The 12,548-nt window shown below is 72.5% G+C and carries 12 protein-coding genes; 6 read left to right on the top strand and 6 right to left on the bottom strand.

Annotation, left to right across the window (positions count from 1 at the left end):
• Window positions 1–210 precede the first annotated feature (210 nt).
• From AB0959_RS03210 to AB0959_RS03230, 5 genes are all read left to right on the top strand, one after another.
• Window positions 211–1,056: a transporter substrate-binding domain-containing protein gene (locus AB0959_RS03210; protein WP_366824503.1), complete on the top strand. Its 846-nt coding sequence runs from the start codon at window positions 211–213 to the stop codon at window positions 1,054–1,056.
• On the top strand, window positions 1,053–1,892 hold the full coding sequence (locus AB0959_RS03215; RefSeq protein ID WP_366824504.1) for an amino acid ABC transporter permease: 840 nt from the start codon (window positions 1,053–1,055) through the stop codon (window positions 1,890–1,892). The genes AB0959_RS03210 and AB0959_RS03215 overlap by 4 nt, the downstream gene beginning before the upstream one ends.
• Window positions 1,889–2,683, top strand: a complete 795-nt coding sequence (locus AB0959_RS03220; RefSeq protein WP_366824505.1) for an amino acid ABC transporter ATP-binding protein — start codon at window positions 1,889–1,891, stop codon at window positions 2,681–2,683. The genes AB0959_RS03215 and AB0959_RS03220 overlap by 4 nt, the downstream gene beginning before the upstream one ends.
• 18 nt (window positions 2,684–2,701) lie before the next feature.
• Complete coding sequence (locus AB0959_RS03225) at window positions 2,702–3,793, top strand: amidohydrolase family protein (RefSeq protein ID WP_366824506.1); 1,092 nt, start codon at window positions 2,702–2,704, stop codon at window positions 3,791–3,793.
• 238 nt (window positions 3,794–4,031) lie between these two features.
• The gene (locus AB0959_RS03230; protein ID WP_366824507.1) at window positions 4,032–4,946 is read left to right on the top strand and encodes an SCO1860 family LAETG-anchored protein; all 915 of its coding nucleotides are present in this window, start codon (window positions 4,032–4,034) and stop codon (window positions 4,944–4,946) included.
• Window positions 4,947–5,102: 156 nt separating this feature from the next.
• Here AB0959_RS03230 and cobC read toward each other — a convergent pair whose 3' ends face one another.
• From cobC to cobM, 6 genes are read right to left on the bottom strand one after another with little or no spacing between them, the layout of a single operon-like run.
• Window positions 5,103–6,200, bottom strand: a complete 1,098-nt coding sequence (gene cobC / locus AB0959_RS03235) for an Rv2231c family pyridoxal phosphate-dependent protein CobC (RefSeq protein ID WP_366824508.1) — start codon at window positions 6,198–6,200, stop codon at window positions 5,103–5,105.
• Window positions 6,190–7,146, bottom strand: a complete 957-nt coding sequence (locus AB0959_RS03240) for a sirohydrochlorin chelatase (protein ID WP_366824509.1) — start codon at window positions 7,144–7,146, stop codon at window positions 6,190–6,192. Before AB0959_RS03240 ends, cobC begins: the two co-directional genes overlap by 11 nt.
• Window positions 7,143–7,787, bottom strand: coding sequence for a precorrin-8X methylmutase (locus AB0959_RS03245; RefSeq protein WP_366824510.1), 645 nt, complete (start codon window positions 7,785–7,787; stop codon window positions 7,143–7,145). Before AB0959_RS03245 ends, AB0959_RS03240 begins: the two co-directional genes overlap by 4 nt.
• Complete coding sequence (cobJ, locus tag AB0959_RS03250) at window positions 7,784–9,490, bottom strand: precorrin-3B C(17)-methyltransferase (protein ID WP_366824511.1); 1,707 nt, start codon at window positions 9,488–9,490, stop codon at window positions 7,784–7,786. Before cobJ ends, AB0959_RS03245 begins: the two co-directional genes overlap by 4 nt.
• Window positions 9,487–10,737 (bottom strand): precorrin-6y C5,15-methyltransferase (decarboxylating) subunit CbiE, encoded by a 1,251-nt coding sequence (gene cbiE / locus AB0959_RS03255; RefSeq protein ID WP_366824512.1) that lies wholly within the window; start codon window positions 10,735–10,737, stop codon window positions 9,487–9,489. The genes cobJ and cbiE overlap by 4 nt, the downstream gene beginning before the upstream one ends.
• Window positions 10,734–11,627, bottom strand: coding sequence for a precorrin-4 C(11)-methyltransferase (gene cobM, locus AB0959_RS03260; RefSeq protein WP_366824513.1), 894 nt, complete (start codon window positions 11,625–11,627; stop codon window positions 10,734–10,736). The genes cbiE and cobM overlap by 4 nt, the downstream gene beginning before the upstream one ends.
• A gap of 174 nt (window positions 11,628–11,801) precedes the next feature.
• On the opposite strand from cobM, the gene AB0959_RS03265 reads away from it, so the two are divergent.
• Entirely contained in the window at window positions 11,802–12,530 is a 729-nt protein-coding gene (locus AB0959_RS03265; RefSeq protein ID WP_366824514.1) for a ZIP family metal transporter, read from the top strand.
• Window positions 12,531–12,548: the final 18 nt, after the last annotated feature.

Consider the following 12,548-nt stretch of genomic DNA (forward strand, 5'->3'; position numbering starts at 1 on the left):
GGGTGCTCTCCTCGCTCGGGGGTAGGCATTGGCTTGGTCATGGGCGTGGCCTGATCTGGTCCGCATGTGCATGCGGACCACGTTCGAGCGTAACCGTGCCAGCTGTGTCGATAAGTCGCAGGTCGGGCAGCTCGATGACCATGGGAATGATTTGGGGGAGTCCAAGCTTTCCTTATAATCGGAACCATTCGTTTCTCACAGGAGGTCCCCGTGAACTCGGTCCCCGGACGCCGGACCCGCATCCTGGCCGCCACCACCGCGACGGCCGGACTGCTGTTCGTCGCCGGCTGTACTTCGACGGACGACGGCGGCAGCGGCAAGCAGACCGCCGCCGGCGGGGTCACCCTGGCCAAGGCCGGCCGGCTCACCACCTGCACCCACCTGCCATACCCGCCCTTCCAGTCGGAGGTCGACGGCAAGGTGCAGGGCTTCGACGTCTCGCTGATCGACCTCGTGGCCAAGGACCTGGGCGTGAAGCAGAAGATCGTCGACACGCCCTTCGAGAACTTCAAGACGGGCGCCTTCCTGAACTCGGGCGAGTGCGACCTCGCCGCGGCCGGTATGACGATCACCGAGGAGCGCAAGAAGAACGTCGACTTCTCCGACCCGTACTTCGACGCGACCCAGGCCGTCCTCGCCACCAAGAAGAGCGGCATAGGCTCCTTCGCCGACCTCAAGGGCAAGAAGGTCGGCGCCCAGGCACAGACCACCGGCGAGGAGTACGCCCAGAGCAAGGGACTCAACCCGACCTCCTTCGAGTCCTCCGACGCCGTCCTCAACGGGCTGCGCACCGGCCAGGTCCAGGCAGTCGTCATCGACTACCCGGTCGTCCAGGGCTGGCTGAAGGACAAGGCCAACGCCGACGCCTTCCAGGTCGCCGACAACGTCAACACCGGTGAGCAGTACGGCTTCACCGTCAAGAAGGGCAACACCAAGCTCCTCGCCGCCATCAACAAGGCGCTGGGGGAGGCCCGGAGCGACGGCACGTACAAGAAGCTGTACGAGCAGTGGATCGGCCCCTACGACGCGTCCGCCGCCTCGCCCTCCGCCTCATGACCGGCACGAAGGTGGAGGTGACGGTCCAGCCGAAGCGGAAGGGCCTGTCCCGGCGGCAGAAGCGCAGCCTGTCGCGCGGCGTCCAGTACGCCGTCTTCGTCGTGGCCGTGATCGCCTTCGCGGCCACGGCCGACTGGGGCCAGCTGAAGAACCAGTTCGCGCAGGCCGACATCGCCGAGCGGATGTTCCCCGACGTCATCACCCTGGCGCTGAAGAACACCGTGCTCTTCACCCTGACCGGCTTCGCTGTCGGACTGGTCCTCGGCATGGTGATCGCGCTGATGCGGCTGTCGTCGGTGGGTCCGTACCGCTGGCTCGCCGGCATCTACATCGAGATCTTCCGCGGCCTGCCCGCCCTGCTGATCTTCATCTTCATCGGCGTGGCCGTCCCCCTGGCGTTCCCGGGCACCGAGATCGTCGGCGGCACGTACGGCAAGGTCGCCCTCGCGCTCGGTCTGGTGGCCGCCGCGTACATGGCCGAGACGATCCGCGCGGGGATCCAGGCGGTGCCCAAGGGGCAGATGGAGGCGGCCCGTTCGCTGGGCTTCTCGCCCGCGCGGGCCATGGTCTCGATCATCATCCCGCAGGCGTTCCGGATCATCCTCCCGCCGCTCACCAACGAACTCGTCCTGCTCTTCAAGGACTCCTCGCTGGTGCTGTTCCTGGGCGTCACCCTGGAGGAGCGCGAACTGTCCAAGTTCGGCCGCGACCTGGCCAGCCAGACAGCCAACTCCACGCCGATCCTCGTCGCCGGCCTGTGCTATCTGCTGGTCACGATCCCGCTCGGATTCGTCGTACGCCGTATGGAGGCGAAGGCCCAGGAGGCCGTGAAATGAGCCAACCGGAGATCCAGGTCAGCGGCCTGCACAAGTCGTTCGGCGACAACGAGGTCCTGCGCGGCATCGACCTGGAGATCGGCCAGGGCGAGGTCGTCTGCGTCATCGGCCCGTCCGGTTCGGGCAAGTCGACGCTGCTCAGGTGCGTCAACCTGCTGGAGGAGCCGGACAAGGGCCAGGTCTTCGTCGCCGGCACCGAGGTCACCGACCCGGACGTGGACATCGACGCCGTACGCCGCCGTATCGGCATGGTCTTCCAGCAGTTCAACCTGTTCCCGCACCTGACGGTGACCGAGAACCTCACGCTGCCGCAGCGCCGGGTGCTCGGGCGCGACAAGGCGGAGGCGGCGCGGGTGGCCGCGGAGAACCTCCGACGGGTCGGACTGTCGGAGAAGGCGGACGCCTACCCGTCCTCCCTCTCCGGCGGCCAGCAGCAGCGCGTCGCCATCGCCCGCGCGCTCGCCATGGACCCCGAGGTGATGCTCTTCGACGAACCGACGTCGGCGCTCGACCCGGAGCTGGTCGGGGACGTCCTCGGCGTGATGCGCGTCCTCGCGAACGAGGGCATGACGATGATGGTCGTCACCCACGAGATGACCTTCGCGCGGGAGGTCGCCGACCGGGTCGTCTTCATGGACGGCGGCGTGATCGTCGAGGAGGGCACCCCGGCACAGGTCATCGGCGCCCCGCGTCACGAACGCACCCGCCACTTCCTCTCCCGGCTCCTGGACCCCGCGATGGCCGAGGTGACGGAGGAGACATCGGACCAGGTGGGCAAGGCGGGCCAGTAGGTCATTAGGGTGCCGTGCATGAGCGATCGCACGGTGCTGCACGTGAAGGGACGGGTGCTCGTCGGGCCCGAGGACGTCCGGGACGAGGTGTGGGTCGTCGACGGCCGGATCTCCTACGACCGCCCCGCCGGCGCCCGCGACGTCCGTACGGTCGAGGGCTGGGCCCTGCCCGGCCTGGTCGACGCGCACTGCCACGTCGGGCTCGACACCCACGGTCCCGTCCCCGAGGACGTCTCAGAGAAGCAGGCCCTCACCGACCGCGACGCGGGCACCCTGCTGATCCGCGACGCGGGCTCGCCCTCCGACACACGCTGGATCGACGACCGAGACGACCTGCCGAAGATCATCCGGGCGGGCCGGCACATCGCGCGCACCCGCCGCTACATCCGCGACTTCGCGCACGAGATCGAACCGGACGAGCTGGTCGCCTACGTCGCGCGGGAGGCGAGGCGCGGCGACGGCTGGGTCAAACTCGTGGGCGACTGGATCGACCGGGACCTCGGCGACCTGTCCGCCTGCTGGCCCCGGGAGGCCGTGGAGGCGGCTATCGCGGAGGCCCACCGGCTGGGCGCCCGTGTCACGGCCCACTGCTTCGCCAAGGACTCCCTGAAGGACCTGGTCGAGGCGGGCATCGACTGTATCGAGCACGCGACGGGCCTCACCGAGGACCTGATCCCCCTCTTCGCCTCCCGCGGCGTCGCCATCGTCCCCACCCTCGTCAACATCGCGACGTTCCCGCGCCTCGCGGACGGCGGCGAGGGCAAGTACCCGCGCTGGTCGGCCCACATGCGCCGGCTCCACGAACGCCGCTACGACACGGTGCGCTCCGCCTACGACGCCGGGATCCCGGTGTACGTCGGCACCGACGCCGGGGGCTCGCTCGCCCACGGACTGGTGGCCGCGGAGGTCGCCGAGCTGGTGACCGCGGGGATTCCGGCGCTCCAGGCCCTGTCGGCGACGGCGTGGGGTGCCCGGAGCTGGCTCGGCCGCCCGGGGCTGGACGAGGGGGCGCCCGCGGACCTGGTGGTCTACGACCAGGACCCGCGAGCCGACGTACGGGTGCTGGCGGCGCCGCGACGCGTGGTGCTGAACGGCAGGGTGGTCGGCTGACGTCGGATGCGGCGGCCGTTGGCGGAGGTGGTTTGACGGTGGCCGTTGACGGAGAGTAAAGGGCGTGAGCGTCGGGAAGCGCTGATCGGGTGACTGTGGAGAACGTGCGTGCCCGAAGATTCGAAGATGTGCACGGAATGGTCACGTAGGGGTGAAGTCCCGTCAGATTGCTGACGGTTCACCCTCCGTCCGCGATTCTTGCGGGGTCCCGAAGCGATACTTCCCTGGGAGCCCATCCTTGAACGGCAACAACTTCCGCCTGCCCGCACGCCGTTTGGCCGCCATAGCGGCGGCCACGGTCATGACCGCCGGTCCCGCGGTCCTGGCCGGTGCGGGCGCCGCCCACGCGACCGAGGACCACGGTCGCGCGAGCGCCGTCGTGCTCCGCACCGGGCTCGACGTGCACCTGGCGAACAAGACCGTGAACGTCCCCCTCGCGGTCTCGCTCAACGAGGTGAAGGCACCGGCCGACGCCCAGCGGAGCACGCTGAGCGCGCGGCTGGACGGAGTGGACGGCGGTCAGCCGTTCAGCGTGCTGCGAGCGGATGTGGCCACGGCGAAGGCGACGGAGTCCGCGACGAAGGCCGAGGGCCGCACGGACCTGGCGGGCGCCAGGATCCACGTGCCGGGTCTTCCTCTCCTGTCCCTGATCGAGCTGGAGGGTGTGACGTCCCGCGCGACGTGCGAGGCGGGCAAGAAGCCGGTGGCCGAGTCGGACGTGGCGGGCGCGGTGACGGTGCTCGGCAAGAAGGTCACGGTCTCCGCGGGTGGTACGACGGAGGTCAAGGTGCCGGGGGTCGGCGAGGTCACCCTCGACCTCTCCCGGACCAAGACCACGTCCCGTACGGCGGCCGCGACGGCCCTCGAACTCAAGGTGTCCGTCAATCCGTTGAAGCTGAACGTGGCCGAGGTGGAGGGCACGGTCACGCTGGCGGGGGCGACGTGCGAGTCGCCGGCGGCCGCGTCCTCGTCGTCCGACCCCGGGTCAGGCTCCGACTCCTCGTCCGAGGTGAAGCCGCAGGGTGGCGGCTCGGGGTCCGACCTCGCGGAGACCGGGAGCAACTCGATGACGCCGTACGTCGCGGGTGGGGCGGTCGCCTTGCTGGCTGCGGGCGGGGGAGCGGTGGTGCTGGCGAGGAGGGGGAGGGGCTGAGGCCCTCCGGGGCCGGGGAAAATTCAGCCCCTCCGGCGTTTGAGGAGCGGGGGTCCGGGGGGCCGCCCCCCCCGGAAGCGGGGTTGAAGGGGCGGAGCCCCTGGGGGTGGGACGGGTAGGGGCGGCGGGGGCGAAGGAAACCCGTAGCCGAACCCCTCACCGCCCCGCCAGCGTCACCGCCCTGTCCAGCGCCTGCAGGAACCGGTTCACCGTCACCCGATCCCGCACAGCCAGCCTCAGCCACTCCTCGTCGAGCCCGGGAAACGTGTCCCCACGGCGAACGGCGAAGCCGAGGTCGCGCAGGTGGTGCCGTACACGCGCCGCGCGCGGCAGACGCACCAGCACGAACGGCCCCTCCGCGGGCTCGGCGAGGACGAGCCCGTCGGGCGCGAACTCACGGAGCCCGGCCACGAGATGGTCACGGTCCGCGGCGCCGCGGCGCGCCGCGGACGCCGCCTCCGCCAGCGCGAACGCCGACATGCACGCCTCGGCCGCCGCGAGCGCGGGCGTCGACACCGGCCACAGCGGCTGGGCGCGCTCCAGCATGGATATCGTCTCCGGCGCCGCCAGCACGTACCCGATCCGCAGCCCCGCCAGCCCCCACGTCTTGGTGAGAGAGCGCAGGACGACGAGTCCGGGCACGTCCGACCGCCCGGCGAGCGCCTCACGTTCGTCCGGCACGGCGTCCATGAACGCCTCGTCCACCACCAACGTCCGCCCCGGCCGGGCGAGTTCGCAGAGAAGCCCCGCCGGGTGCAGCACCGACGTCGGGTTCGTGGGGTTGCCGATCACCACCAGGTCCGCGTCGTCGGGCACCGCCCCGGGGTCCAGCCGGAAACCGTCCGACGCACACAACAGCACCCGGTCCACGGAGTGCCCGGCATCCCGCAGCGCCGCCTCGGGCTCCGTGAACTGCGGGTGGACCACGACGGGTCGGCGCACCTTCAGGGCGCGCGCCAGCAGCACGAACGCCTCCGCCGCACCCGCCGTCAGCAGCACCCGCTCCACGGGCAGCCCGTGCCGCGCCGCCACTGCGGCCCGCGCGGCCCGGCCGTCCGGGTAGGCGGCCAGGCCGGTCCCGGCCAGCGACTCGGCGATCCGCTCCCGCAGCCACGCCGGGGGCGTGTCCGCGCGGACGTTCACCGCGAGATCGGTGAGCGCGGCCCCGTCGTCCCGGACCTCGGCGTCACCGTGGTGGCGGAGGTCGTGGGCGTCGTCGGGGCCGGGCGGCCCGCTGTCGTGGTCAGTGCGCATGCGTGTGTGCGTGCCCCCCGTGGTGGTGATGCCCGTGATGGTGACCGTGGTCGTGGTGATCGTGGTGGCCGTCGTCGTCCGGGTGGTAGTGCGGCTGCTGCGGCATGCCCACCTTGTCCTCGAAGCCCGGCAGCGCGATCCGGTACACGCACGAGTCGCAGTTCATGCGCAGGTCGCCCTTCACCGCCTCCTCGTACCGCTCCATCACCAGGTCAAGCAGCTCCGGCTCGGGGCCGATGACATCGGCCGAGCGCACCTCGACCTCGGGGTGCGCGGCCGCCCAGCCCTCGGTCTGCTGCCGCACCCGGTCCGGGAGGATGCCCGTGAAGAGGAAGTACGGCAGGACCACGATCCGCCGGGCGCCCAGCATCACGCACCGGTCCAGGCCCGCCGGCACGTCCGGCGCCGCCAGCGACACGAACGCCGTCTCCACGCCCGCGTACCCGCGCCCCTCCCACAGCAGCCGCGCCGCCTTGTGCACCTCGGCGTTGGCGTCGGGGTCCGTGGAACCCCGCCCGACCAGCAGCACGGTGACATCGGCCCGGTCCCCGGGAGTACGGCCCTTGCCGCCGCCCAGCGCCTCGTCCAGGCGCCGCTCCAGCACGTTCAGCAGCGACGGGTGCGGGCCCAGCGGACGGCCGTAGGAGTACGAGATCCCGGGGTGCCGCTCCTTCTCACGGGCCAGCGCCGCCGGGATGTCCCCCTTGGCGTGCCCGGCGGACACCAGCATCAGCGGTACGGCGGCGAAACGGCGCACCCCGCGCTCCACCAGCTCGGCGACCGCGTCGCCCAGCGGCGGCGGGGACAGCTCGATGAACCCGCCCGCCACGGGCAGTTCGGGGTGCCGGAGTCCCAGCTCCCGTACGAAGGACCGGAACGCCTCGGCGCCCGCTTCGTCCCGGGTGCCGTGACCGGCGATGAGCAGGGCGGGGGACGGGGTGGTCACGACTTCTCCTTCGAGACGGGCGCTACGGGGGATGTGAATGATGTGGTGGGTGACGATACGGGGTGGTAGAGGAGAGCGTTCAACGCGGCTGCCGCCACCGCCGAACCGCCCTTCTCGGAGATGTTGCTGACGGCGGGCAGCCCGCTCTCGCGCAGCGCGGCCTTGGACTCGGCCGCGCCCACGAAACCGACGGGCAGCCCGATGACGAGCGCCGGGTCCGCGTCCAGCGTGAGCAGCTCCTCCAGGGCGGTGGGCGCACAGCCGATCACCCACAGCGCCCCGGGGCCGACCTCCTCGTACGCCAGCCGGACCGCGTGCGCCGAACGCGTCAGCCCGGGGCCGGACGTCGCGTCCTTGAGACGGCACACGGTCTCGCGGCGCGTGATGCCCGCCGCGACCATCTCCACGTCGACGACGACCGGCGCCCCGCCGTGCAGCGCGGCGTGCGCCTTCTCCAGCGCGCCCTCGTCCGTGACGAGGTCCTCGGCGTACTCAAGGTCGGCCGCCGAGTGGATCACCCGCTCCACCACCGCGCGCGTCAGCGGCGGGAAGTGCGAGGTGTCCAGGCGGGCACGCAGCCGCCGGAAGGACTCCTGCTCGATCGGGTGCACGACCCGGCCCTCGGGGAACACCTGGCTCACTTGGGCTCCTCCTGCCATCGGTAACCGCGGGGCGTCACCATGCGCCCCGCGATCTGCCTCGTCGCGGTGTTGCCGACGGTCACGACGGTCATCATGTCGACGGTCGCCGGGTCCAGGGCCTGAAGCGTCGTCAGACGGCTGGACTCGTCGGGGCGTGAGGCGTTGCGTACGACACCGACCGGCGTCGTCGGCTCCCGGTGCCCGGCGAGGATCGCGAGCGCCTTCGGCAGCTGCCAGTCCCGGCCCCGGCTGCGGGGGTTGTAGAACGTCACCACGATGTCGGCCTCGGCCGCGGCCCGCACCCGCCGCTCGATGACCTCCCAGGGGGTGTGCAGGTCGGACAGGCTGATCGACACGTGGTCGTGGCCGAGAGGGGCGCCCAGGATCGCGCCGGCCGCGAGCGCCGCCGTCACGCCGGGCACGCCCACCACGTCGATGTCGTCGGACGCCTCCGCGAGCGCGGGCGACGCCATCGCGTACACGCCCGCGTCGCCGCTGCCGATCAGCGCGACCGCCTGCCCGCGCCGGGCCTCGGCGACCGCCGTGCGCGCCCGCTCCTCCTCGGCGCCCAGCCCGGACTCAAGGATGCGGGTGCCGGGACGCAGCAGGTCGCGGATCTGGTCGACGTACTGGTCGAGGCCCACCAGCACGGAGGCGCGGCGCAGTTCGGCCTTCGCGCGCGGGGTGAGCAGGTCGCGGGCGCCGGGACCGAGCCCGACGACCGCGAGCCGGCCGCGCGCGGGGCGCCGTACGACGGCACAGGTCGCCATGGCGGGCCGGCCGTCCGCGCGCTCGGACTTCCGCTTGGGGACGAGGAGTTCACCGCCGCGCACCAGGGCCGCGGCCTCGGCCACGGACGGCGTGCCGACGGCGGCGAGCGGCGCGTCCGAGGGGTTGGGCACCTGTACGAGGGCCAACTCCTCGGCGCCGTACGTCACCACGGGTACCCCGAGCCGCTCGGCCGCCCCGACGATGCCGGGCTCACCGGCCTTGGCGTCCACGGTCGCGAGCTCGGCCACGGAGCCGGCGGACAGTCCCGCGTCGCGCAGAGCGCCCTGGACGAGGTCGAGGACCTCCTCCACCGGGGCGTCCTTGGAGGCGCCCACACCGACGACGAGGGACGGCGGACGGAGGACGACCTCGCGCTCGGCGGGCCGTTCGACGGCACGGTCGGTGAGGCGGATGACGTACGCCCCTTCGTCCGCCCCCTTGTTCGCCACCTTCAGCGGAGGCAACGGCCAGGCCACCTCCGCCTCCAGCACGACCGGCTCACCGTCCAGCAGAGCCCGCGTCACCCCCGCGACATCGCCCTCCACGGGCAGCCCGAGCGTGTCCAGCCCCGGCACGCCCACCGCGTCCGTCGCCGTCGTCACCACCGGCTTGGCGCCCAGCAACTCGCCCACCTCCACGGCGAGTTCGTTGGCTCCGCCCGCGTGCCCGCCGACGAGGGACACGGCGAACCGCCCGGCCTCGTCCACGCACACCACGCCCGGGTCGGACGCCTTGTCGCCCAGCAGCGGAGCGAGAAGCCGGACCACCGCGCCCGTGGCGAGGAAGCACACCAGCTGCTCGCACTCCCCGAACGCCCGCCGCACGGCATCCGGTACGGACCCGTCGTACACACGCGTGCGCTCCGGCCACGCCGCGGCCAGCCGGTCACGGGCGGCCGCGCCCGCCGCCGTGGCGGAAATCAGGCCGATCACTGGGACACTCCTTCAGCTCGCGCCGGAGGCCTGGCGCCCCACAGCAGGAAAACGGGGTTGGTCGCCGCCAGCCGGGTCACGTCGCCCGGCAGCGGCGCCAGCCGCGACGACTGCAACAGGACGCCGTCACAGTCGAATCCGGCGCCGGAGAGCGCCTCGCGCGCGGCGGGAACCCGGTCGAGCGCCGCCATGGCGACCACCACGGTCCGCCGGGCGCGCCGGGCGCAGGCGGTGACGATGGCGGGCAGCTCGCGTCCCCCGCCGCCGATGAACACGGCGTCCGGGTCGTCGAGATCGGACAGCACGGTGGGCGCCGCCCCGTGCACGACCTGGACGTCGACGCCGTGCGCCGCCGCATTGGCCCGGATCCGCTCCACCCCGTCCGGCGTCTTCTCGACCGCGGTGACGGCGGCGCCGAGGCGCGCGCACTCCACGGCCACGGAACCGGAGCCGGCGCCGATGTCCCACACCAGGTCACCGAGGCGCGGACCGAGCCGGGCCAGCGCCAGCGCCCGCACCTCGAACTTGGTGATCATCGAGTCGCGGTGCGCGAACGCCTCCTCGTCCAGAGCCCATCCGGCCGGACGTGGCGCGGGCCCGGCCACGGTGCGCAAGGGGGCGACCGTCCGCTTCTCGTCCAGGCACAGCACGACGTTCACCGCGTCGCCCCACCCCCGGCTCGCTGCCTCGGCCGGTGTGACCCGCTCGATCCGCTCGCGCCGGGGATCGCCCAGCGCGGTCGCCACGACGAGGACGCGTCCGCTGGACCGGAGGCCCGCGCCCAGTTCGGCCGGCCCGGAGCCCGGACCCGTGAGCACCGCCACCTTCGGGTGCGCCCGGCACACGTTCAGCGCTGTCCGCAGATCGCGCCCGTGGGCGCTCACCACCACAGCGTCGTCCCACGGCAGCCCGGCACGCGCGAAGGCGGTGGCGACGGACGACACACCGGGCCGTACGTCGAGGCGCCGCGCCCCGAACCGCTGGGCCAGCACCCGGACGATCCCGAAGAAGCCGGGGTCGCCGGAGGCGAGGACGACGATCCGCCGTTCCTCGGCCTTCTCCAGGTGCTCCTGGATCGCGTCCAGCGCGGGCGCCAGCGGACCGAGGACGATCCGCTCGACGGTGCGCGGCAGCCCCGAGGCCTCCAGATGCCTGCGCGCCCCCACGACCAGTGCCGCCCCGTCCAACGCCTTCTTGGCGTCCGGGGTGAGGGGCGCCCCCGTCCCCGTACCGATGACGGTGATCACGTCGTGGCCTCTCGCCCGGCGCCTTCGGCCATGTTCCTTTCGGCCGTGTCCATTCCGGCGGCGGCCCTTTCCGTCGCGTCCCGCCGCGCCTCACGCAGGGCCCTGCGCGCCGCGGGGTCGGCCTTCCGGTAGCCGTGGAAGTGGCCCGGGTGGTACAGGTGCGACCGTGTGCCGTGCGCGTCGAGGGCCGGGCCGACCAGGAACAGCGTGTGCTTCCACAGCTTGTGCTCCTTGACGGTCTCCTCCAGCGTTTCGATCGTGCACCTCACGACCAGTTCCTCGGGCCAGGTGGCCTGGTACGCGACGATCACGGGCGTGCTGGTCGGATAGCCGCCCTCCAGCAGCTCCCGCACCAACTGGCCGCTGCGGGCCGCGGACAGGAAGACCGCCATGGTCGTGCCGTGCCGCGCGAACTCCCGCACCTCCTCACCCGGCGGCATGGGCGTCTTGCCACCGCCGAGCCGGGTCAGCACCACGGACTGCGCGACCTCGGGAATCGTCAACTCGCGCTGGGCGAGCGCCGCCACGGCCGAGAAGGACGACACCCCGGGCACGATCTCGGTCGCGATCCCGATCCCGGCACACCGGTCGAGCTGTTCCTGCGTACCGCCCCACAGGGCCGGGTCACCGGAGTGGATGCGGGCGACCTTCAGCCCTTCCTCGCGGGCGCGTTCGTACACGGCGACGACGTCCTCCAGCGACATGGTCGCCGAGTCCAGGATCGACGCGTCCTCGCGCGCGTGGTCGAGGACCTCCGACTGCACGAGGCTGGCCGCCCAGATCACGACGTCCGCCTCCGCGATCGCGCGTGCGGCACGGAACGTCAGCAGGTCGGCGGCGCCGGGGCCGGCACCGACGAAGGTCACCTTGCCGGTGGGGGCATCGGCCATGGGGATCGGTCCTCTCTGGGGTGGTGCGGGTACTGCTCGGGGGGTTGCGGGTATCGCCAGGGGTGTTGCCGGCCGGCTGTCGCTCAGGGGCGGTGTCCGCTCCCCCTAGGGGCAGTGACGGGCCATGCGGGGTGCCGCGTGCGTGAACGCCCGCCGATCGGATAGCAAGAGCACATGGCGGTCTTCGTCGCGCTCGGCGCGTTCCTGATGACGCTGGCCGGCGGCTGGACGGCACAGCGCGTGACGGACCGCCGTCACCTGGTGCTGGGCCTGGCCGGCGGCCTGATGCTCGGTGTGGTGGGCCTGGACCTGCTGCCGGAGGCGCTTCAGGCGGCCGGCAACGAGATCCACGGCGTCCCCGCGGCGCTCCTGCTCTTCGTCGCCGGATTCCTCCTGGCCCACATGGTGGAACGCCTGCTGGCGGCCCGTCAGGCGGCGCACGGGGCCGAGGAGAGCAACGGCCGCACGCCCGAAGTCGGCCTCACGGCCGCCGCCGCGATGGTCGGCCACAGCGCGATGGACGGCGTCGCCATCGGTGCCGCCTTCCAGGTGGGCGGAGGCATGGGCGTGGCCGTGGCGCTCGCGGTGATCGCCCACGACTTCGCGGACGGCTTCAACACGTACACGATCACCAGCCTGTACGGGAACGCCCGCCGCCGGGCCCTCGTGATGCTGTTCGCGGACGCGGCGGCGCCCGTCGTCGGCGCGGCCTCGACCCTGCTCTTCACGATCCCCGAGCAGGCGCTCGGCTGCTACCTCGGCTTCTTCGGCGGGGCGCTGCTGTACCTCGCCGCCGCGGAGATCCTGCCCGAGGCACACCACGAACACCCGGCGGGCACCACGCTGTTGGCGACGGTCGCGGGCGCGGGGTTCATCTGGCTGGTGGTGGGCATCGCGGGCTGACGCGGAACCCGGATCGCC

This window comes from Streptomyces sp. NPDC046862 (genome assembly GCF_040704615.1).
In the GTDB taxonomy this organism is placed as follows: domain Bacteria; phylum Actinomycetota; class Actinomycetes; order Streptomycetales; family Streptomycetaceae; genus Streptomyces.

Coding starts and splice junctions, on each gene's coding strand:
- AB0959_RS03215 (WP_366824504.1), top strand. CDS start 1,053: ATGACCGGCACGAAGGTGGAGGTGACGGTCCAGCCGAAGCGGAAGGGC.
- AB0959_RS03220 (WP_366824505.1), top strand. CDS start 1,889: ATGAGCCAACCGGAGATCCAGGTCAGCGGCCTGCACAAGTCGTTCGGC.
- AB0959_RS03225 (WP_366824506.1), top strand. CDS start 2,702: ATGAGCGATCGCACGGTGCTGCACGTGAAGGGACGGGTGCTCGTCGGG.
- cobC (WP_366824508.1), bottom strand. CDS start 6,200: ATGCGCACTGACCACGACAGCGGGCCGCCCGGCCCCGACGACGCCCAC.
- cobM (WP_366824513.1), bottom strand. CDS start 11,627: ATGGCCGATGCCCCCACCGGCAAGGTGACCTTCGTCGGTGCCGGCCCC.
- AB0959_RS03265 (WP_366824514.1), top strand. CDS start 11,802: ATGGCGGTCTTCGTCGCGCTCGGCGCGTTCCTGATGACGCTGGCCGGC.